Consider the following 21,978-nt stretch of genomic DNA (forward strand, 5'->3'; position numbering starts at 1 on the left):
TTCCATTACTAATCAAACAAATAGGAAACATTACAAACTCGTTTAATAGTAGCACTGGAAATACTGACAATAAAATTACACAGAACATCTTCAAGTAAGCCTATGGTATCGTAGACTCTGTTGCGTAAAGTATTGTGTTTGATATATTGCCACAACCTCTCAACAGGATTCAGTTCTGGTGAATAAGGAGGCAAGTATATAATGGTAATGTTTTTCTGAATTTTCAAACTTTTTGATCTATGCCAGCCTGCACAATCCATTACAAGAAAGGCTTTTTTCGTGCCTAAATCTTTCGACATCTGCTCCAGAAATATATTCATACAATCAGTGTTTACATATGGAGCAAGTAGGCTAATTTTCTTACCACTTCTTGGATTTACCGCACTGTAGATATAGAAATTTTGTCTACCAATTTTCATTTAACCTGCGTTCTGACCCCTTTTTTAAACCATCCGTGTCCGATTTTTGAATGAGTTCCAAATCGTGATTCATCAAAAAAATACCTCCTTTTCAGGGTGGGAATTGACTATTTTATTGAAGTATTTTTTAAACTCTTCTTGCTTGTTTTTATCTTGTTTATGGTGAATTGGCCTCGGTGTTATATAAGAAAACTTCATCCTTTGTATCTCACGATGCACTGTTGATTTGCTAATGTTTAGGCCAAATTCCTCTGAGATTTTTATTTGCACTTCCTTAATAGTAATATTTGGATTTCTTTCTACCCATATTTCAATTTGCTCACGTTGATTTTTGTTTAATTTGCTTTTTCTTCGCCGCTGAGAAGGGGAAAATAATTTTTCTACTCTACCAAATTTTAGATGCTTTATCCATTCAGTCAAAGCAGTCCTTGAAATTTTACATATTCTTGCCACAGCGCTTATACTACTTTCTTTTCCTGCTATCACCGCTTGTAACTTTTTTGAAACATATGCGTTATTTCTGACCTTTTTTAACATTTCTTTCGCCAAATTTACAACTTTTTCGTCTAACAGTTTTGACCTTAATGCCATTATACCTCTCTATTTTATCTACTCTAGTATCACTTCTTTCCCATTATTGTCTATCTGTTCTTTACATAGTGGGAATTGGTATAAGTAATACCAATTCCCACTATACAAGCAACGAATAGAAAATAATGGAAAAAAGCCATACTAGAGTAGATAAAATAGAGAGGTATAATGGCATTAAGGTCAAAATTATTGGATGAAAAAGTGGTGAAATCAGCAAAAGAGATGCTGAAGAGAGTAAGAAATAATGCGTATGTTGCAAAAAAACTAAATGCTGTAATTGCAGCAAAAAAGCACAGTATAACAGCTGTAGCAAAAATATGTTGCATTTCGAGAAAGGCAATTACTACATGGATAAAGCACATAAAATTTGGAAGAGAAGAAAAATTATTTGCTCCACCTCAACGCCGTAGAAAAACTATATTGAACCAAAGTCAACTTGAACGAATTGAGTTGTGGATAGAGGAAAACCCCAATATTACTATTAGAGAAATGAGAATAAGAATCCAAGAAAGATTTGGTTTGAATATCAGAAAATCCGCAATACATCGTAATATGCAAAGAATGAAATTCTCATATATCACACCAAGACCAGTTCATAGTGGACAAGATAAAAACAAGCAAGAGGAGTTTAAAAAAAACCTCAATGAAACTATTGTCATGCATTCTGAAAAAGAGCTATTTTTCTTCGATGAATCACGGTTTGGTACACATTCAAAAGTTGGACATGGGTGGTTTAAAAAAGGCAGTAGGACACAGGTTAAGGTAAAATTAGGTAGGGAAAATTTTTATCTCTATAGTACAGTTAATCCCAGAAATGGAGAGAATTTTAGCTTATTTGCACCAAACGTCAACACTGATTGTATAAATATATTCCTTGAACAGATGTCGTAATATTTAGGAATATGAAAGGCTTTTCTCTTGATGGATTGCGCTAGTTGGCATAAGTCAAAAAATTTAAAGTGTGTGATTCATAGAGGTTATTGCAACTAATTTGTCAGATCAAGTCTGAACTTGAAATATCTGTTAAGAGGTTTTGTATTTTTGAAGTGACTTTAACTCTTGGTTATGTTTGTAATTTTGCATGACAAATGTTTCTTTTGATGAAGTATAATTTTTTTGTATTTCACTTAGACAAGGAATTGTTTTTTTCCAGTTCTTTATATTTTTCCCAAGGAGTCTTTCCCTGAAGAAAGCTATGAGGACGTTGTTTATTATAATATTCTTCCCAATCCCTAAGCTTGACTTGCAATTCATAATCCTTAATGTTAACGCTACTATAAAATTCATCTAAATCTGTACGCTGCGCTCTTTCTACTTTACCATTTCAATGTGGGGAAAACGGCTTAATTGGACGGAATTTTATTTTCCATTCTTTTAGACACTCTTGCACTTCGTAAGTAAAAAATTCTTGTCCTCTATCGGTTTGAATCCTTTGACAATGAAATGGAGCCCTTTCCCTTAATTGTTTTAAGAAATCCAGAGTATTTTTTGAAGTACGCCTTGAGTATAATGCGATAACTTTATAACGCGTACAATCATCTATAGCAGTATATTGATAAAGCCCCGAGGATATTTTGCAAACATCCATTTGTACACGCTCTCCTGGCACTTTGCAGTTATAACGCTTAATCTGCTTGCGATAGTGGCGTTTAATACGTAAAAGACTTACATCGTGTTTCTTCAAAATTTTGTGTATAGTAGCCAATGCAAAAGAGATATCATGTAAACGCTTCAATTCAGCTTGAATACGTCTTGCTCCTAATTTTCTAGCTTTTCTCAGATGAAGAATGAGCTGCTCATTTGACTCGTTGATTTTTTGTAAGGGTAAAGTTTTAGGCCTGCTACTAAGGTTTGACAATCCCTGTGCACCTAGCTTTTCATAACGTTTGTACCATTTTCGTAAGGTAAAGCGTGAAATGTTATAGTGTTGACACACTTTACCTGCATGACCTAATTTTTTGTATAATTCTATCCAATTCAAACGCAACTTAACTTTGGTATCCATTTACTGATTGCCTCTTGTTGATGAATTTATTCATATTGTTGTAATAAGGTATTTAAACTATCACAAGTCAAAGTTTTTATTTTATCTTACATTTTTGCTGTAATAACCTCTATGAATCACACAATTTATTACCTCTCTTTCCCCTTCCACGGTTAAACAACTCTGCTATGCTTCTTATTTGGTTCATTAATAATGAGAATTGGTATAAGATATTTAAAGAGCATACCAGTGTTTTTAATGTAAATGTTTATGTGGTTCCATAGATAATCTCTGTTTTTTGATTCTATCTGTCCATTTATCATTTTCTATATCTTGTTTATTGGTTGCTTGTTTTTCTTGTTCAATAATTGCCTTATCTACCTTCTTATGAATTGCATCAATTGCATTAATCGCACCTTTTTTTTCGCATATTTCTCTTTTCCCTTCAATAATTAAATTGGTAAAAATATTTACAACACACTGGACTTGATTATGATCAACCTCACCTTTTATCAAAGAAGGTAAAGATTCTAATTCCATTACATGTTGATCTATATTACTTTCTATACCTTCGCTATTCATCAACTTTATTATTTTATCATCAAACTCTTTCAATACTTCTGGTGCTATTTTACCTTGAAAGAAAAGCCCTAAATTATCTGCTACTTCACTTATTAATAACTCTCTATTTTCTTTATTATCTTCCAATTTAGCATAATCACTTAATAGATCCATAACTGCAGATACTCTGACTTCAATAATATCATCAATATCTTCACCCCCTAGAGTAACTCCTGATCCCAATAACCTCCCTCTGAGATTTTTCCTTAAAAGATTGATGAACTCTTCATTTGCATCTGATCCTGTGGTTGATATCGTACCATCTAAATGGTTACTTACTTTAATTTGAGTACCTAAGACATGCTCTATTTGTATTTTTGTCTCATATTTAAACCCTAATTCTGCACAGAATTTCTGAAAATATTCTTTAATAATGTCAAACAAGGTCTTGCCATTATCTTTATAGTTTTCCAACTCTTTAGGAATAGTAAGTGATAATTTACCATCTCTGTATGTTACAAAGTCTTCACCATCACAAGATTCAATTATAAATTCCAATGAACTGGACAGATTACATATTTTATCTCCATGTATATGATCTTTGACAGAAAGTATTGGTAGCTTCATGTTAGATCTAATTCTTACATTATTTTGGTTAGCACAATCAATGTTTATTACTTTTTTAGGATTTTCTACTATGAACGACTGTCCAAGTGCAAGTTGGATTTGTATAAATAGAGCAGCCTCATACCCAGCTTGATTACAATTGGTGACTAGCTCTTCTAAAATAGCATCACTTGGAACTTCTGCCCCAGCGTATCTAAACATTTTTTTGAAAACTTTTTTTGCAAAGGAACGGTAATCCTTGTTTTCATCTCTCTCTATAGGTAGTAGATCGGTATACTCTTGACCAGCATTGTAAAATTCTTCAAATTCTTTCTTATATGAATCAGTTTTTTGATTATCAGCAGTTTCAGGATTTTCGCAATGATCCTTCCACAACTCGCCAAATGCATCTTGTACAAGCTCTTTCTCAATATCTTTAAGTACTGAAGCAACAAATGCTTTGCCATGATCCGTATCTATTTCTCTTGTTCCTTTTTTGTTAAATATTTCGTCATTATATATATCATCACTATTAAAAAGTTCGCTTCTGCGGTACTTAGCTCCTTCCTTAAATGCAATAATAAAATTTTTATCTATTTCTTTTCCGTTAATAATAAAATTCATCCTTTGAAAATCTAAGAACATTGTTTCACCGGAATTCGCTAATTTATTATCTTGATTTGTTCTTAATTTACTAAAATTGAATTCTTTAGCTGTAGCCTTTAATCTAACTACTGGATTCTTCTTTGCCTCTTTCATGATTAACACCTTACTATAAATATGCTGTAAGTTGTATCATATAATGATAAATAATTTGATAATATATTAAGAAAACTGATAGTATATTTTAGAATCCCTATTTATAGTATTTTAAACCTGTATGAGGGATTTGTAAATAAAGATAGAGACTTATAAGCTGTGTGATTCATAGAGGTTATTACAGCAAAAATGTAAGATAAAATAAAAACTTTGACTTGTGATAGTTTAAATACCTTATTACAACAATATGAATAAATTCATCAACAAGAGGCAATCAGTAAATGGATACCAAAGTTAAGTTGCGTTTGAATTGGATAGAATTATACAAAAAATTAGGTCATGCAGGTAAAGTGTGTCAACACTATAACATTTCACGCTTTACCTTACGAAAATGGTACAAACGTTATGAAAAGCTAGGTGCACAGGGATTGTCAAACCTTAGTAGCAGGCCTAAAACTTTACCCTTACAAAAAATCAACGAGTCAAATGAGCAGCTCATTCTTCATCTGAGAAAAGCTAGAAAATTAGGAGCAAGACGTATTCAAGCTGAATTGAAGCGTTTACATGATATCTCTTTTGCATTGGCTACTATACACAAAATTTTGAAGAAACACGATGTAAGTCTTTTACGTATTAAACGCCACTATCGCAAGCAGATTAAGCGTTATAACTGCAAAGTGCCAGGAGAGCGTGTACAAATGGATGTTTGCAAAATATCCTCGGGGCTTTATCAATATACTGCTATAGATGATTGTACGCGTTATAAAGTTATCGCATTATACTCAAGGCGTACTTCAAAAAATACTCTGGATTTCTTAAAACAATTAAGGGAAAGGGCTCCATTTCATTGTCAAAGGATTCAAACCGATAGAGGACAAGAATTTTTTACTTACGAAGTGCAAGAGTGTCTAAAAGAATGGAAAATAAAATTCCGTCCAATTAAGCCGTTTTCCCCACATTGAAATGGTAAAGTAGAAAGAGCGCAGCGTACAGATTTAGATGAATTTTATAGTAGCGTTAACATTAAGGATTATGAATTGCAAGTCAAGCTTAGGGATTGGGAAGAATATTATAATAAACAACGTCCTCATAGCTCTCTTCACGCTAATTCTGGATTAAGGAAGGAAGAAAGTATAGGAAATGGAAGGCTTTTTGGATTTCAAGGAATAGGAAATGAGAGTAGAAAAGATGTGAACCAAGAAATTAACGGGAGATCTATGGCGAGTATGTTCAATTTCAAGTCTATTTTTGAGGTAGCCAAAAATCGTCTCAATGATCGACCTTTTTCTCAGCAAAATCTTTTCATGTAGTGAAATTAATGCGTTTTTCATCCCCTTTTTCACCTTGGTAACAAGTTTCAAACCGCGGTTAAACAACTCTTGGAAAAGCTCTTTTTTAATATAGCCTTTATCACCAAACAAAAGACCGGTTAATTTCTTAGTTAGGTTTGCTACAGGCTCTCTATCGTCAACATTACCTCTTGTAAGCGTAAAAGCTTGAATTTCACCTTTCTCGTTAATTATCAAATGTAGTTTAAAGCCGAAAAACCAGCCATATGTACTCTTGCTTAATTTTGCAATTCCAGCAAAAACCTTATTTCTTGATATTCTTTTTGCATGGCAAACTGCAATAGGAGTTGTATCTATGTATGAGATTCCAGTAAGTTCTGACCATCCGCAAAGGCACTGTAATAGCATGGCTAAATGCCACAAAACCCTGGGCTTTAGAGCAACAAACCTAGTGTATGAAGGCAACTTCGAAAACTCTGTTTGTAGAGCAATGTTAGGTAATGCAGGTAGAAAGCCTTAAAATTTTCACAGGGAGATTGCTGATACAGGAGGATTATTGTGATAATTTCCGAATGTGTAATTTCTGGCACTCTTGTGGGTTTTTACCGTTTGGCAGTAGTTTATCTGCAAAATTTTTCTCTATATCTCTGCAAAAATCATCGACCAGACAAAACAGTTTTGTTATATCTTCCATGGGTAACCTCATCTATTTTTTTCTATTTGTTGAGTTTACCCTACTCTCCTGACTTTTCTAGTCTCTTTTTAATCCAGAATTAGCGTTGAAAGCAGTGGTAAGAGCCCATTCCTGGAAACGGCAATTAGAGGAAGGGAAATATGCGAGTATAAAAGAACTGAGTGCTAAAGTTAATATAGGTACAAGACGTATACAACAAATTTTAAGATTAAATTATTTAGCACCAAAGATTAAAGAAGACATAGTAAATGGTAGGCAACCAAGGAGTTTGAAGTTAGCCGATTTGAAGGAAATACCGATGCTGTGGAGTGACCAACTAGAGAAATTTTATGGATCAGCGGCATAATTACATCATATAGATGATGAAAATTTTAGCATACTAGATGCAACAGTGGTAGAAAATGTATCCAATTTTAGCTGCATATTTTATGGCAAATTAGCAATTTCTCCCCTAGAATCAGAAACTCTTCTTAACTCTTCACGTTCTACCCATGAATCTTTGTTCTTGTTAGACTCGCTTATTATTTCAGGACGTATTAATCCACTAGACCTTTCAAAATATCCCTGTTCAATAGCATCGTAGACCCAGTAGTTGCCAAGCTCGCAATCATTGCCTAACTCTTCTTCGCGACCTTTGAATTTTTCTAATATTTCCTCTCTATTACTCACTTCTACTATAATTTTGCTTTTATTCTGTACGTCAGGATACAGCCTAACGTCTACATTTCCCCAACTAGTATAGAAGGTTAATACTATATCGCTGCCTTCTGTAAGATCTGTGTAATTCCTTATACCATCTTCAGTTTGAATTTCTACTTCACTTTTACCGATCTTTACTATATTTCTTCCACACTTTACATCTCCATCGGTTAGGCCTAAATCCCTTGTCCCATCTGTTAACTTTATAATGTCTATTTTACTATCTTTAGAATATTCTAAGTAAAAAACGGAGTTGTCTACTCTTGCATCTTTTAGCTGGCTATTGGTTGCACTTTTTGCGATTTCAATAAACTTATGAGAATTGCTAATATAATCTCTATAAGCTTTTTTTAGGTTAGTTTTATGCTCTTTAAATTCTGATGTCAGTGTGTTAGCATCAACTTTATTACCAAACACCGCCCCTTTTGATACTAATTGACATACTATATTACTAGCAACTCTAGGATTCTTTTCTAATTCACTGATTTTTTTCATCACATAATCGGTAAAAGTGTAATCATTACTTGAAAAGAAATCTTGTGAAAGAGAATAGTTTAATCGTACACCAGACTTTATAGCATCGTTTACGATCTTTTTAAGTTCAGCCATATTTTGAGCTTGAAACACCTTATCAGAAAACTTATTTAACTTTTCCTTTTGATTTGAGGTTAAATTAACGAGCAATTTACTCGCCTGTCCTTTCTTTTGCTGACTATAACTGATATTTATATCATAATCTAATGCTCCCGCTTCTAGAAACATTTTTCTTAATTCTTGAGCAAAATCTTCATTATCCCAAGCAAAACGATCAACATATGAGAATACTTTTGATTCACCTATTCCTCGCCGAATATTTAGCACCACTTTTAGGTCTGAATCTCTTTTATGCTTACTTAAAAACTCCTTTAAATTTTTAGTGAAGTCCGAATCGAGTGCAAGTAAATCATACAATTCCTTATTCATCTTTTTCTGTTTATCAGTTAAAAATAATTCTCCAATATCATAGAAGAGGTTATCAGTTGCTATTCGTTGTGGAGTTTTACCCTTTCTACTTGTTATATTAGGTTTAGCTCCTTTCAAAAGAAGAGAGTTTGCATTATCGTAATGACCTTTGGCAGCAGCAAAGTATAATGGTGTTTTTCCTTTATTATCTTGTATGTTAGGATCTGCGCCTGCTTCTAAGAGTAAATCTATAGCCTTATTTCCTGTGCAACGAAACTCACCAAGATTTGCTCCTGCAACCGCATGCAATACTGTTGATTGAGATTCTCCTCTTCTTAGGTTAAGAACTACTTTTAAATCTTTATTATTTTTATTATCATGTAAAAATTCTTCAAGGGGCTCAGTATTATCAAATGAACAACAGTTAGAAGCTAAACATTTTAGAGTACTAAGTAACTTTTTGTTTAAATTTTTTTGACTTGGCGTAAGATCGTGAACTAGAGCAAACCAAACACAAATCTGTTCACTTAATCTAAGTTTGCTATCCATTAAAGATGATGGTTCATTATAATTTCTAACTGATGGTAAATCTCCTGAGTACCACATATCATTCATCAGTTCATTTAATAAATGCTTTTTAGATGATAAATGTTCTATAATCGATTCATATTCAAAGTCAGATGGTTCTGGTCTGGATTTTGGTTTTAGTAGATTGATGATAGATTTTACTATCCCAGTAGATTCACCCATACTTATCCCTCAAGCTAAGATATATAATACATTGTATGTGATATGTAACATTAAGTCAATAACCATAATCTTTTTATTACTTATATCATTAAGCTTTTGTGAAGTTTTTATGGTGAGTAATATAAGATCTTTAGACAATCAAGCAGTGTAGCATTTACCCTACAGTACGGCTTGTTGTCTGTTTTGAATTTGTTATACCAATTCTCATTATTAATGAACCAAATAAGAAGCATAGCAGAGTTGTTTAACCGTGGAAGGGGAAAAAGAGGTAATAAATTTACACAAAGCGCATTCAAGCAGAACAATTGTATCGTAGATTTTATTGCGTAAAATGTTCTGTTTTATATATAACCAAAACCTCTCAACAGGATTGAGTTCAGGTGAGTATGGTGGTAGGTATATAATTTCGATATTTTTAGGTGCCTTTAAATTTTTTGACTTATGCCAACTAGCGCAATCCATCAAGAGAAAAGCCTTTCGTATTCCTAAATATTACGACATCTGTTCAAGGAATATATTTATACAATCAGTGTTGACGTTTGGTGCAAATAAGCTAAAATTCTCTCCATTTCTGGGATTAACTGTACTATAGAGATAAAAATTTTCCCTACCTAATTTTACCTTAACCTGTGTCCTACTGCCTTTTTTAAACCACCCATGTCCAACTTTTGAATGTGTACCAAACCGTGATTCATCGAAGAAAAATAGCTCTTTTTCAGAATGCATGACAATAGTTTCATTGAGGTTTTTTTTAAACTCCTCTTGCTTGTTTTTATCTTGTCCACTATGAACTGGTCTTGGTGTGATATATGAGAATTTCATTCTTTGCATATTACGATGTATTGCGGATTTGCTGATATTCAAACCAAATCTTTCTTGGATTCTTATTCTCATTTCTCTAATAGTAATATTGGGGTTTTCCTCTATCCACAACTCAATTCGTTCAAGTTGACTTTGGTTCAATATAGTTTTTCTACGGCGTTGAGGTGGAGCAAATAATTTTTCTTCTCTTCCAAATTTTATGTGCTTTATCCATGTAGTAATTGCCTTTCTCGAAATGCAACATATTTTTGCTACAGCTGTTATACTGTGCTTTTTTGCTGCAATTACAGCATTTAGTTTTTTTGCAACATACGCATTATTTCTTACTCTCTTCAGCATCTCTTTTGCTGATTTCACCACTTTTTCATCCAATAATTTTGATCTTAATGCCATCTAAACCTCGCTATTTTACTTACTTCAGTATGGCTTTTTTCCATTATTTTCTATTCGTTGCTTGTATAGCGGGAATTGGTATAACCAGAAGTTAGCTCCCTCACTTTCGGCTAAATAAAAGCCTAGTACTTCTTTTCTGCCATTTTGATCTATGCCTAATATATTATACATGCATTTACTTACGCAATGCCCGTCCTCCTTGACTTTGAAAAACATGCCATCCATGAATACTATTGGATATACAGATTGCAGTGGACGACTGCGCCATTCATTGATTAACGGCAGTAATTTGTCGGTGATATTGGATATTTCTGCTGCAGATATTTTGTTGGTCATACATCTCCTCTACATGCGATGCTATGTCCCTATACCCTTACTATTACCCACAAATATAAAGTTCAGTAGCAAGTCTCCATCCTTCTGCTAAATCAAAAAGACGTCTCCACCCTTTCCAAAGAGTAATGGGACCTGGTTCTGGATCATTTTTCCTGGCTAAATGACCTCCAAGTTGGGCGATCCATGAAACAGCTTCTTTTATAGTAGGGGTTATATTTGGGTATGACTTTACTTTATGTATTTTGACATATAAAACTTTCCATTCTTCTTCAGCTAATAACGCTAATTCTGGATTAAAAAGAGAATAGAAAAGTCAGGAGAGTAGGGTAAACTCAACAAATAGAAAAAAAATAGATGAGGTTACCCATGGAAGATATAACAAAACTGTTTTGTCTGGTCGATGATTTTTGCAGAGATATAGAGAAAAATTTTGCAGATAAACTACTGCCAAACGGTAAAAACCCACAAGAGTGCCAGAAATTACACATTCGGAAATTATCACAATAATCCTCCTGTATCAGCAATCTCCCTGTGAAAATTTTAAGGCTTTCTACCTGCATTACCTAACATTGCTCTACAAACAGAGTTTTCGAAGTTGCCTTCATACACTAGGTTTGTTGCTCTAAAGCCCAGGGTTTTGTGGCATTTAGCCATGCTATTACAGTGCCTTTGCGGATGGTCAGAACTTACTGGAATCTCATACATAGATACAACTCCTATTGCAGTTTGCCATGCAAAAAGAATATCAAGAAATAAGGTTTTTGCTGGAATTGCAAAATTAAGCAAGAGTACATATGGCTGGTTTTTCGGCTTTAAACTACATTTGATAATTAACGAGAAAGGTGAAATTCAAGCTTTTACGCTTACAAGAGGTAATGTTGACGATAGAGAGCCTGTAGCAAACCTAACTAAGAAATTAACCGGTCTTTTGTTTGGTGATAAAGGCTATATTAAAAAAGAGCTTTTCCAAGAGTTGTTTAACCGCGGTTTGAAACTTGTTACCAAGGTGAAAAAGGGGATGAAAAACACATTAATTTCACTACATGAAAAGATTTTGCTGAGAAAAAGGTCGATCATTGAGACGATTTTTGGCTACCTCAAAAATAGACTTGAAATTGAACATACTCGCCATAGATCTCCCGTTAATTTCTTGGTTCACATCTTTTCTACTCTCATTTCCTATTCCTTGAAATCCAAAAAGCCTTCCATTTCTTATACTTTCTTCCTTCCTTAATCCAGAATTAGCGTTAATAATGTAGTACATGGTAGTGTTGAATCAGTTCTTGCAATTGTTGTAATAAAGAAAATTCTCCAAGCAATAATACTCATGACTGTTAGATATCGCATTAATCTTTCTGCTGTTACCAGTCTACATTCTTCAACTTTAAGGCCAGATTTTAAAATTTTATGTAAGACTTCTATTTTCCACCTAAGACAATACCAATTAACTTTTTCAATAGCTTCATCAAAAGTATTAACTGAAAGATTCGTTAAAAGCATCCACTCTAGTGGTGTTGATTCAGGAGGAGGATTTTTCTCAATAACTTGAACTACATAGAGCGGTAGGTCAGGTAGCTCTTCTTTATGTCTTAATCTTATATTGCCTATATCTGGGTTCATAGTAAATTTTCCAAATCTAACTTCTAAAGATGCTATCCTTTTTTGGCTTGTTATCTCTAGCCGAAATTTCAACTTCTACTTTTCCAGTACAAGGAACCCTTTCTATAAATTGCCATAATTTTTCTTCTCGAGAATACCTAGATGTTTTATTTACGTTTCGGTTTCTACAAGCTCTTATCAAAACCGCTGAATTAAGACGGTAAGCAAGCTCAAAAAAAATCATAAATATCTGCTTCTCTATCACATACCGTTATAGTTTCTGTTTGAGTTGAATCTATAATTTCATTTGTTTTCTTTAAACTTTCTAGCCACTTTATGCTTTCTTTATCTTCAATACTAACGTTTCTACAACGTCTTCTTTTTTCTAGCTCTTGGTCTTCTTTAGATATAGATGGTCTCGAGTAAAGCTTTTGGTCTAGTATTCCTAATGTCAAGCCTTCTGTACTAATCGCAAAAGCTGTGTGCATCATAATACCTTTACTTTGTTTTTTTGAAACAACTGCCAATCCTCTTATTTTTTCATGTCCCATATATGAAATGCAACTTGTATCCTGAATCACAAGAATCCTTTTATGAGTTTTTGTTCTTTCAACAGTTTTTGCAATATGCGATGTTAAGATATCACTTCCTTTTACATTCTCATTTTGAAAAAAACGATAAGCTGCTTTTGCTTCTGACCAACTTCCACATGCTTGATTGATTGAACTTTCAGGTAAACTTATTAAACTATCAGCAATATTTACTAATCGATCTGTCAGTCTTTTATCTCCAAGTGCAGCATCCCCCAATTCATTTCTAGCCCATTCATTACCCTTGTTTGCCATTTTTATACCCTCAATATTCACAAACTTTAATATTCTAATCCTTTATTTATAAATCCATTTACATTTGTGGGTAATAGTAAGGGTATAGGGACATAGCATCGCATGTAGAGGAGATGTATGACCACAAAATATCTGCAGCAGAAATATCCAATATCACCGACAAATTACTGCCGTTAATCAATGAATGGCGCAGTCGTCCACTGCAATCTGTATATCCAATAGTATTCATGGATGGCATGTTTTTCAAAGTCAAGGAGGACGGGCATTGCGTAAGTAAATGCATGTATAATATATTAGGCATAGATCAAAATGGCAGAAAAGAAGTACTAGGCTTTTATTTAGCCGAAAGTGAGGGAGCTAACTTCTGGTTAGGAGTGTAAATGACCTAAAAGAGAGAGGGGTAGAGGATATTCTGATTGCATGTGTTGATGGTCTAAAAAGTTTTCCTGCGGCTATAAATAGTGTATTTCCCAAAGCAGAAGTACAAATATGTATAGTGCATCAGATAAGAAATTCATTGAAATATGTATCCAGCAAAGATGTGAAAATTTTCATGAATGATTTGAAAAAAATATATCGTGCTTCAAGTAAAGAAATCGCTGAAAATTATTTGCTTGAGCTGGAAGAAAAATGGGGTGAAAAATATCCTTTGGTCATAAAATCGTGGCAAAACAATTGGGAAAATTTGTCTGGTTATTTTAAGTATTTTGGCCCTGTTAGAAGGCTAATTTATACCACCAATCCAATTGAGGGGTTGCATAGACGAATCAGGAAATTCATTAAAACCAAGGGCCCATTTACCAGTACAAATGCCTTGTATAAGTTGGTATATTGTGCTATAAAAAAAGTGGAGCAAAAGTGGATTATGGCTCTCCCTAATTGGGCTTTAACTATGTCTCAACTTGACATCTTCTTTCCCAACAGATTGAAAATTGAGTTGAACTAAAAATGCGGCTTGACACACTTTTTTGAACATTCCCGCCTATTCGAATTTGCCTCGTAAATCCCTTACATCACACCTTCTCATTGGTAGCCATGCAACAAAGCCATCCAATATCTCCAACTAATACTGGATATCGATATTTTGTTATCCACACTATGTGATATATATACAGAGTGACTGCTTTTTCTATAATATTCCACATTCTTTGAGATTTTTCACCTTAAAATTATATTCTTAAAAGGATGGACTTTAAGTCCAGTGTTTTTCTCCTAAATTTGGGACAATAAAATCTAACGTGACTTCGCGCCAAATGTGATGCTGCTCAGCAGGTAAGCCAATTAACGGGCTACATTTATATACTGCACGCATTGCATTATCTGCTGCTGATCTAAAAAGAGGATTATTTTGATAAGAACTACTATCTGCTACGTTGGCTACAACGATCTCGCCTTTACTGGATAATAATAAGTTAATTTTTATACTAAAATTTTCTTTATAAACTATGCTCTCAGGAATGCTCCAACACTCTGTCAGTTTATCCCTTATAGAATTAATAATTTCTGTTACAGCCAATTCATCATCTTTGTTCTCAATATTTTTCTTATCTCTTATTTCATTTTTCACCTCTTTGATGTCTTCTCTTAGTTTTCTTTCTACACCCTTTTTTCTTTTGGGAATTGGAATACCCTCATCAATTTCCTGTATTTCAATAATTTGCCTCGGTTGTACTAACTCAACTAATTCTTTTCTTCTTTGTGGTATAGGAATAACTGACGAATCATCCGTTTGGGCTTTCATTGAAAAAAGCAAAAAACAACATAGAGACAAAAGAAGAGTATAATTAAAATAGAGAGGGCGCATATGTTAAGCAGCTTGTTTTACTGGTTTAAAGCTAATATTGCACATAAAGTCAATATATTTCAGTTGACTTAAACTCAAATTTGCTACACTAATTTTATTATCTCTATAATATCATATGGTCAATATACTCCGAATGAGATGGAAAGATGAAGGTGTTATTATAGCTGTTAAAAAATACGGTGATAAAAATTTAATTCTTTCTCTATTTACAAAAAATCATGGAAAGTGCAGAGGATTAACTAGGTTAGCAAACAATAGCAATTATAAGTTTCAAATAAGTAATCTATTACATGCAGAATGGAGTGCTAAGCTACCTGAAAATCTAGGTTTTTTAAAGTGCGAATTGATTGAATCTCCATTTCATCATTTCTTTCAAGATAGGTTAAAAAGCATTGCTATTGTTTCTTTCTCGTCTATATTAGAAAAAGTGCTTCCAGAAAGTGAATCCTGCATCAAGTTATATGATAATTTTAGACACTTCATCGATGTAATAAAACATAATAGCCAGTTTTGGCAAAGTCATTACCTTAACTTAGAGCTTCTGCTTCTTACGCAACTTGGATTTAAGTTAGACCTATCAAAATGTGCTGTAACAGGTGTGAAAGAAAATCTACAATTTATTTCTCCAAAAACTGGTAGAGCAGTGTCAAAAAAAGTAGGTGACTGTTATGCAGATAAATTACTACCTTTTCCACAGATGTTGCATGATGTATACAATAACAACCTACAAAATAGCTACTCATATCAAGAATTCAGACTAGGGTTAAAAATTACAGGGTATTTTTTAAATAAATATCTATTTCTGCAGTTAAATGCGAAATTTCCGGAGTTGAGAAATTTTATGCTATCATTTGAATCTTAGTTATAGTATTTTCTAAAATGAATAATAAATTACCATTATGGTATTACCAACCAAAAGTTGTAAGTCTGTACATTTATACATTAGAGGTCTGAGGCGGCTTTTGATGGTATGCCAACAGTGTTCTATGGGATTCAAATCTCACTTTTACCCACAAGTATAAAAAGCAAGTAAGATAGAGAAAAATATACTTAAGATGAGGTAAAAATGTGTGAAGTAAATAGAAATGTACAATGTGCTGATGGCTTAGGAGATAAATGGCTAGAAAAAGAGTTGAGACATGTTAATCTGGGAGATGTAAGACTTAATACAAGACTTATTAAAACAAGCTATTTAATAGAGAATAAGGCGTCTGGGTCAATTAGTCAAAGCTGTGTAGGATGGAAAGAAGCTAAAGGTGCATACAGATTATTTAGCAATGAGAAGCTTGAAGCTAGGGAAATTTATTCTTCCCATTATAAAGAAACTATGGAAAGGATAAAAGGAAATGAGCTGGTATTTTCAGTTCAAGATACAAGTTATTTGGATTTTGACTCTCATATAAAGACTAAGGGTCTAGGTAGTATTTCTAAAGCCTATACAAAATATAAAAAGGGTTTGTTATTGCACAGTAACTTAATGGTTAACAAAGACGGATTACCTTTAGGGCTATCTTCTCAACAGTGTTGGGCACGTTCTATCAGGGAAGAAACAGCCCAAGAAAAAGCAAACAGGAAATACCGTACTGCTATAAAGGAGAAAGAAAGCTATAAGTGGATAGCGGCACTAAAAGAAACCCTAAATAACCTCGCAGAAGGTGTACAGCTTGTTACTATTGGTGATAGGGAAGCAGATATTTTTAAGTTTTTATGGACTGTTGAATCATTGGACAGTTTTTATGTAATCCGCAACCGAACTAATAGGAAATTCATCTGTATTGAAGGGGGAAAAACGGATTTGCAAACACGTATAACTCAACTGCCTGTAAAAAAGGAAATTGTCTTGAATGTTGCTGAAAATAAATACCAGATCTCAAGAAAAGCTAACATTGAAGTCAGGTATATGAAAGGCTATATACCTATCAGATCTCCTTACATTTATGGATCGAAAGATACAGAGCATAAAATAAGTGATAAAATCGCTATATATGTAGTAAGTGCCAAAGAAACAAATCCTCCTGAAAGAGTAGAAGCTATTGATTGGACTTTGCTGACTAATGTACCAGTTAATAGCACTTTAGATGCTATAGAAAGGATAAATTGGTATAAGCTAAGATGGAAAATCGAGGAGTATTTTAGGATTTTAAAATCAGGATGTAAGGTAGAAAGCTCTCGTTTAGCTACAAAAGAAAGATTAGAGAAATTAATCGCTATAAAGAGCATTATTGCATTTAATATTTTATATTTAACAAAAATCGCTTTATCGAATCCTATGGAGGTTTGTACTAAGGTTTTAAGTAATGAAGAGTGGAAAACCCTTTACATACGTGAGCATAAAGTAGCCAAATTGCCAGAAGAACCTCCAAACATAAAACAAGCTATTATTTGGTTAGGAAAATTAGGTGGATTTATGAATAGAAAAAGTGATAATTTACCAGGAACTATGACTCTATGGCGTGGTTATGAAAACCTCAGGGAAAGCATGGTTATGCTTCGCATAATGACCTCTCAAAGTTGTGGGTAAAAGTGAGATTTGAATCCCATAGAACACTGTTGGCATACCATCAAAAGCCGCCTCAGACCTCTAATGTATAAATGTACAGACTTACAACTTTTGGTTGGTAATACCATAATGGAAATTTATTATTCATTTCAGAAAATACTATACCACCAGTAAAACGAAACATATCATATTTTTCTGGAGATAACAATTTAATATGGTTATTATCGAACTGAAAGCGACATATTACTAATCCAAGATCTCCGCCAGTTCTCTGAAATTTTTGATAACTTTGAACGCTAATTCTGGATTAAGGAAGGAAGAAAGTATAGGAAATGGAAGGCTTTTTGGATTTCAAGGAATAGGAAATGAGAGTAGAAAAGATGTGAACCAAGAAATTAACGGGAGATCTATGGCGAGTATGTTCAATTTCAAGTCTATTTTTGAGGTAGCCAAAAATCGTCTCAATGATCGACCTTTTTCTCAGCAAAATCTTTTCATGTAGTGAAATTAATGTGTTTTTCATCCCCTTTTTCACCTTGGTAACAAGTTTCAAACCGCGGTTAAACAACTCTTGGAAAAGCTCTTTTTTAATATAGCCTTTATCACCAAACAAAAGACCGGTTAATTTCTTAGTTAGGTTTGCTACAGGCTCTCTATCGTCAACATTACCTCTTGTAAGCGTAAAAGCTTGAATTTCACCTTTCTCGTTAATTATCAAATGTAGTTTAAAGCCGAAAAACCAGCCATATGTACTCTTGCTTAATTTTGCAATTCCAGCAAAAACCTTATTTCTTGATATTCTTTTTGCATGGCAAACTGCAATAGGAGTTGTATCTATGTATGAGATTCCAGTAAGTTCTGACCATCCGCAAAGGCACTGTAATAGCATGGCTAAATGCCACAAAACCCTGGACTTTAGAGCAACAAACCTAGTGTATGAAGGCAACTTCGAAAACTCTGTTTGTAGAGCAATGTTAGGTAATGCAGGTAGAAAGCCTTAAAATTTTCACAGGGAGATTGCTGATACAGGAGGATTATTGTGATAATTTCCGAATGTGTAATTTCTGGCACTCTTGTGGGTTTTTACCGTTTGGCAGTAGTTTATCTGCAAAATTTTTCTCTATATCTCTGCAAAAATCATCGACCAGACAAAACAGTTTTGTTATATCTTCCATGGGTAACCTCATCTATTTTTTTCTATTTGTTGAGTTTACCCTACTCTCCTGACTTTTCTATTCTCTTTTTAATCCAGAATTAGCGTTTAAGAGGTTTTGTATTTTTGAAGTGACTTTAACTCTTGGTTATGTTTGTAATTTTGCATGACAAATGTTTCTTTTGATGAAGTATAATTTTTTTGTATTTCACTTAGACAAGGAATTGTTTTTTTCCAGTTCTTTATATTTTTCCCAAGGAGTCTTTCCCTGAAGAAAGCTATGAGGACGTTGTTTATTATAATATTCTTCCCAATCCCTAAGCTTGACTTGCAATTCATAATCCTTAATGTTAACGCTACTATAAAATTCATCTAAATCTGTACGCTGCGCTCTTTCTACTTTACCATTTCAATGTGGGGAAAACGGCTTAATTGGACGGAATTTTATTTTCCATTCTTTTAGACACTCTTGCACTTCGTAAGTAAAAAATTCTTGTCCTCTATCGGTTTGAATCCTTTGACAATGAAATGGAGCCCTTTCCCTTAATTGTTTTAAGAAATCCAGAGTATTTTTTGAAGTACGCCTTGAGTATAATGCGATAACTTTATAACGCGTACAATCATCTATAGCAGTATATTGATAAAGCCCCGAGGATATTTTGCAAACATCCATTTGTACACGCTCTCCTGGCACTTTGCAGTTATAACGCTTAATCTGCTTGCGATAGTGGCGTTTAATACGTAAAAGACTTACATCGTGTTTCTTCAAAATTTTGTGTATAGTAGCCAATGCAAAAGAGATATCATGTAAACGCTTCAATTCAGCTTGAATACGTCTTGCTCCTAATTTTCTAGCTTTTCTCAGATGAAGAATGAGCTGCTCATTTGACTCGTTGATTTTTTGTAAGGGTAAAGTTTTAGGCCTGCTACTAAGGTTTGACAATCCCTGTGCACCTAGCTTTTCATAACGTTTGTACCATTTTCGTAAGGTAAAGCGTGAAATGTTATAGTGTTGACACACTTTACCTGCATGACCTAATTTTTTGTATAATTCTATCCAATTCAAACGCAACTTAACTTTGGTATCCATTTACTGATTGCCTCTTGTTGATGAATTTATTCATATTGTTGTAATAAGGTATTTAAACTATCACAAGTCAAAGTTTTTATTTTATCTTACATTTTTGCTGTAATAACCTCTATGAATCACACAATCTGTTCCACTGTTCTTCATCTAAAATTTCCACACCCAATTCCATTGCTTTTTTATATTTTGAACCTGGATCTTCTCCTGCAATTAAATAGTCAGTTTTAGTAGAAAGGCTTGAACTGATCTTTGCCCCTAAAACTTTAGCTCTTACTTTTGCCTCCCCTCTGCTCATAGCACGTAGCTTACCAGTAAACACTATAATTTTGTTATTCAAAAAAGAATCGCTAGAGTTGGAGCTCACGGGAAGAATTTGCAGATATGCAGTAAGATCATTTAACATTTTAATGTTACGTTCCTGAGAAAAAAACGATTTTAAAGATTCAGCTACTTTTTCTCCTATACCATCTATACCTACCAACTCAACATCATTTGATGACATCGAATTATACCAGTTATCATAAGATACATAATAATTTGCGAGCAATTCTGCTACAACTTGGCCGATAAATCTGATACCCAAAGAAAATATGAACCTATCTAGAGTGATTACTCTTCTGTTTTGTATAGCACTTAATAGATTAGCTATTGACTTCTCGCCCCAACCATGATGCTCTTTTAAGGAAAACTCTTTTAATCTTTCCTCTAAAATAAAAATGTCTGGAATTTGTCTTATTAGGCTAAGATCATAAAAAAACTTTATTTGTTTTTCACCAAGGCCAACAATGTCAAATGCATCTTTTGACACAAAATGTTTTAGTTTTTCTACTATTTGAGCCTTGCAATTAAATTCTTCAGGACATCTTACTGCCACTCCTTCAATCTGCACTTTACTACCACATTCAGGACATATGTCAGAAAAAACAAATTCAGGCATATTTGTATGACGAGAACCTTCATCTACTTTGACAATTTGAGGAATTACATCTCCAGCTCTTTTAATTGTTACAACATCTCCTTCTCTTATATCTTTACGTTTTATCTCATCTTGGTTATGTAGACTTGCTCTGCTAACTAGCACTCCGCCAATATTAACTGGTACCAAATCTGCAACTGGAGTTAAAACCCCCGTTCTACCCACCTGTATAAATATTTTATTTAACTTTGTCTTCGCATAAATCGCAGAAAACTTATATGCAAGCGCTGAGCGTGGCGCTTTGTGTGTACTTCCCAGACGACTTTGTAGCACCAAATCATTCACTTTATAGACTATCCCATCGATATCATAATCTAAGTTATAACGACAATCATAGATCTCGTTATAGAACTTTAGCATTCCATTCAAACTACTTGTTAAGGAACGATGCTCATTTACGCAAAAACCAAGTTTCTCAAGTTTTTCTAGTACTTCACTTTGACTTTTCTCTATTCCACCAATTAAAGAATAAGCAAAATATCTAAGAGGCCTTTTTGCTGTAATGTTCGCATTCAATTGCTTTAAAGAACCAGCAGCTGCATTTCGAGGATTAGCGAATTCATTATTTTCATTTAACTTTAAAAAGTCGCTGTTACTGATATATATTTCACCCCTTACTTCTAGTCTTCCTTGCACATCTTGTAAAAACTTAGGAAAGCCTTTTATTGTTGCAACATTGTGAGTTACATCCTCTCCTACAAAACCGTCACCTCGAGTTGCAGCTTTAACAAATTTCCCATCTTCATAAATTGCAGAAAATGACAATCCATCAATTTTTGGCTCACATAATATCTCTATTTCATCTACAATTAAAAATCTCTTTATTTTAGACAAAAATTTTTCTACACCTTGTTCATCATAAGCATTCTCAAGAGAAAGCATAGGTTCTTGATGTTCCACCTTAGAAAATCTCTCATCAGGCGGAGCACCAACACTATCTTGTGTTGCATAAGCTTCTGGCTCTATTGCAGCTAACTTTTTTTTCAGTTCATCATATTCAGCATCACTTATCTCTGGCTTACTTTTTTGATAATATAAGATATTATGATAATTAATTTGATTTTGCAGTTTTTCTCTCATCTTTTCCAAGTCAGTCATGATACCAATATAATGCTCTTTGCCGTCAAGTCATGAATTTTTTCAAAAGGTACTATAAATTTATACTACTG

Annotated in this window: 7 protein-coding genes and 15 pseudogenes; 8 read left to right on the forward strand and 14 right to left on the reverse strand. The window is 33.6% G+C overall.

The genetic code is table 11. The annotated features are described in order from the left end of the window. Positions 1 to 8: 8 nt before the first annotated feature. A pseudogene (locus tag O1Q06_RS03085) lies at positions 9 to 1,010 on the reverse strand (IS630-like element ISWpi10 family transposase). 168 nt (positions 1,011 to 1,178) lie between these two features. On the opposite strand from O1Q06_RS03085, the pseudogene O1Q06_RS03090 reads away from it, so the two are divergent. Next, positions 1,179 to 1,913 (forward strand): annotated as a pseudogene (locus O1Q06_RS03090) (IS630 family transposase); the annotation flags it as partial. 120 nt (positions 1,914 to 2,033) lie between these two features. Here the strand turns inward: O1Q06_RS03090 and O1Q06_RS03095 are convergent. Both O1Q06_RS03095 and O1Q06_RS03100 read right to left on the reverse strand, forming a co-directional pair. Next, positions 2,034 to 3,015, reverse strand: a pseudogene (locus tag O1Q06_RS03095) (IS481 family transposase). Between the two features lie 234 nt (positions 3,016 to 3,249). Further along, on the reverse strand, positions 3,250 to 4,920 hold the full coding sequence (locus O1Q06_RS03100; RefSeq protein ID WP_410542981.1) for a hypothetical protein: 1,671 nt from the start codon (positions 4,918 to 4,920) through the stop codon (positions 3,250 to 3,252). Positions 4,921 to 5,201: 281 nt separating this feature from the next. On the opposite strand from O1Q06_RS03100, the gene O1Q06_RS03105 reads away from it, so the two are divergent. Continuing rightward, positions 5,202 to 5,882, forward strand: coding sequence for a DDE-type integrase/transposase/recombinase (locus O1Q06_RS03105; RefSeq protein WP_410542975.1), 681 nt, complete (start codon positions 5,202 to 5,204; stop codon positions 5,880 to 5,882). A 12-nt stretch (positions 5,883 to 5,894) separates the two neighbouring features. After that, positions 5,895 to 6,011, forward strand: a pseudogene (locus O1Q06_RS03110) (IS481 family transposase); the annotation flags it as partial. A 24-nt stretch (positions 6,012 to 6,035) separates the two neighbouring features. Here O1Q06_RS03110 and O1Q06_RS03115 read toward each other — a convergent pair. Then, positions 6,036 to 6,903, reverse strand: a pseudogene (locus O1Q06_RS03115) (IS982 family transposase). 85 nt (positions 6,904 to 6,988) lie between these two features. On the opposite strand from O1Q06_RS03115, the pseudogene O1Q06_RS03120 reads away from it, so the two are divergent. Continuing rightward, positions 6,989 to 7,249 (forward strand): annotated as a pseudogene (locus O1Q06_RS03120) (recombinase family protein); the annotation flags it as partial. A gap of 80 nt (positions 7,250 to 7,329) precedes the next feature. Here O1Q06_RS03120 and O1Q06_RS03125 read toward each other — a convergent pair. From O1Q06_RS03125 to O1Q06_RS03140, 4 genes and pseudogenes are all read right to left on the reverse strand, one after another. Further along, complete coding sequence (locus tag O1Q06_RS03125) at positions 7,330 to 9,294, reverse strand: ankyrin repeat domain-containing protein (protein WP_410542982.1); 1,965 nt, start codon at positions 9,292 to 9,294, stop codon at positions 7,330 to 7,332. A gap of 210 nt (positions 9,295 to 9,504) precedes the next feature. Beyond that, positions 9,505 to 10,509: pseudogene (locus O1Q06_RS03130) on the reverse strand (IS630 family transposase). A gap of 81 nt (positions 10,510 to 10,590) precedes the next feature. Beyond that, positions 10,591 to 10,882 (reverse strand): annotated as a pseudogene (locus tag O1Q06_RS03135) (transposase); the annotation flags it as partial. 6 nt (positions 10,883 to 10,888) lie between these two features. Next, positions 10,889 to 11,137: pseudogene (locus O1Q06_RS03140) on the reverse strand (IS4 family transposase); the annotation flags it as partial. Positions 11,138 to 11,211: 74 nt separating this feature from the next. Here O1Q06_RS03140 and O1Q06_RS03145 point away from each other — a divergent pair. Beyond that, a pseudogene (locus O1Q06_RS03145) lies at positions 11,212 to 12,079 on the forward strand (IS982 family transposase). Between the two features lie 14 nt (positions 12,080 to 12,093). Here O1Q06_RS03145 and O1Q06_RS03150 read toward each other — a convergent pair. Next, a pseudogene (locus tag O1Q06_RS03150) lies at positions 12,094 to 13,289 on the reverse strand (IS4 family transposase); the annotation flags it as partial. Positions 13,290 to 13,369: 80 nt separating this feature from the next. Between O1Q06_RS03150 and O1Q06_RS03155 the strand changes: the two are divergent. After that, positions 13,370 to 14,235 (forward strand): annotated as a pseudogene (locus O1Q06_RS03155) (IS256 family transposase); the annotation flags it as partial. A gap of 103 nt (positions 14,236 to 14,338) precedes the next feature. On the opposite strand, the pseudogene O1Q06_RS03160 reads toward O1Q06_RS03155, so the two are convergent. Together O1Q06_RS03160 and O1Q06_RS03165 are read right to left on the reverse strand one after the other, a co-directional pair. Next, positions 14,339 to 14,432: pseudogene (locus tag O1Q06_RS03160) on the reverse strand (IS200/IS605 family transposase); the annotation flags it as partial. Positions 14,433 to 14,481: 49 nt separating this feature from the next. Next, positions 14,482 to 15,093, reverse strand: coding sequence for a hypothetical protein (locus O1Q06_RS03165; protein ID WP_410542983.1), 612 nt, complete (start codon positions 15,091 to 15,093; stop codon positions 14,482 to 14,484). A gap of 133 nt (positions 15,094 to 15,226) precedes the next feature. Between O1Q06_RS03165 and recO the strand changes: the two genes are divergently transcribed. Together recO and O1Q06_RS03175 are read left to right on the forward strand one after the other, a co-directional pair. Beyond that, positions 15,227 to 15,955, forward strand: a complete 729-nt coding sequence (gene recO, locus O1Q06_RS03170) for a DNA repair protein RecO (RefSeq protein WP_410542984.1) — start codon at positions 15,227 to 15,229, stop codon at positions 15,953 to 15,955. Between the two features lie 204 nt (positions 15,956 to 16,159). Continuing rightward, positions 16,160 to 17,614, forward strand: coding sequence for an IS4 family transposase (locus tag O1Q06_RS03175; protein ID WP_410542832.1), 1,455 nt, complete (start codon positions 16,160 to 16,162; stop codon positions 17,612 to 17,614). Between the two features lie 286 nt (positions 17,615 to 17,900). Here the strand turns inward: O1Q06_RS03175 and O1Q06_RS03180 are convergent. The 3 genes and pseudogenes from O1Q06_RS03180 to ligA form a co-directional block, all read right to left on the reverse strand. Next, positions 17,901 to 18,768: pseudogene (locus O1Q06_RS03180) on the reverse strand (IS982 family transposase). A gap of 86 nt (positions 18,769 to 18,854) precedes the next feature. Further along, a pseudogene (locus O1Q06_RS03185) lies at positions 18,855 to 19,836 on the reverse strand (IS481 family transposase). A 109-nt stretch (positions 19,837 to 19,945) separates the two neighbouring features. Then, positions 19,946 to 21,907: an NAD-dependent DNA ligase LigA gene (gene ligA / locus O1Q06_RS03190; RefSeq protein WP_410542985.1), complete on the reverse strand. Its 1,962-nt coding sequence runs from the start codon at positions 21,905 to 21,907 to the stop codon at positions 19,946 to 19,948. Between the last annotated feature and the right edge of the window lie 71 nt (positions 21,908 to 21,978).

The sequence above is a fragment of the Wolbachia endosymbiont of Tetranychus urticae genome (assembly GCF_046529255.1).
In the GTDB taxonomy this organism is placed as follows: Bacteria; Pseudomonadota; Alphaproteobacteria; order Rickettsiales; family Anaplasmataceae; genus Wolbachia.

Bases quoted from the DNA above. Each gene is read 5' to 3' on its own strand.
- O1Q06_RS03165 (WP_410542983.1), bottom strand. From the start codon at position 15,093: ATGCGCCCTCTCTATTTTAATTATACTCTTCTTTTGTCTCTATGTTGT.
- O1Q06_RS03100 (WP_410542981.1), bottom strand. From the start codon at position 4,920: ATGAAAGAGGCAAAGAAGAATCCAGTAGTTAGATTAAAGGCTACAGCT.
- O1Q06_RS03175 (WP_410542832.1), top strand. From the start codon at position 16,160: ATGTGTGAAGTAAATAGAAATGTACAATGTGCTGATGGCTTAGGAGAT.
- recO (WP_410542984.1), top strand. From the start codon at position 15,227: ATGAGATGGAAAGATGAAGGTGTTATTATAGCTGTTAAAAAATACGGT.
- O1Q06_RS03125 (WP_410542982.1), bottom strand. From the start codon at position 9,294: ATGGGTGAATCTACTGGGATAGTAAAATCTATCATCAATCTACTAAAA.
- ligA (WP_410542985.1), bottom strand. From the start codon at position 21,907: ATGACTGACTTGGAAAAGATGAGAGAAAAACTGCAAAATCAAATTAAT.
- O1Q06_RS03105 (WP_410542975.1), top strand. From the start codon at position 5,202: ATGGATACCAAAGTTAAGTTGCGTTTGAATTGGATAGAATTATACAAA.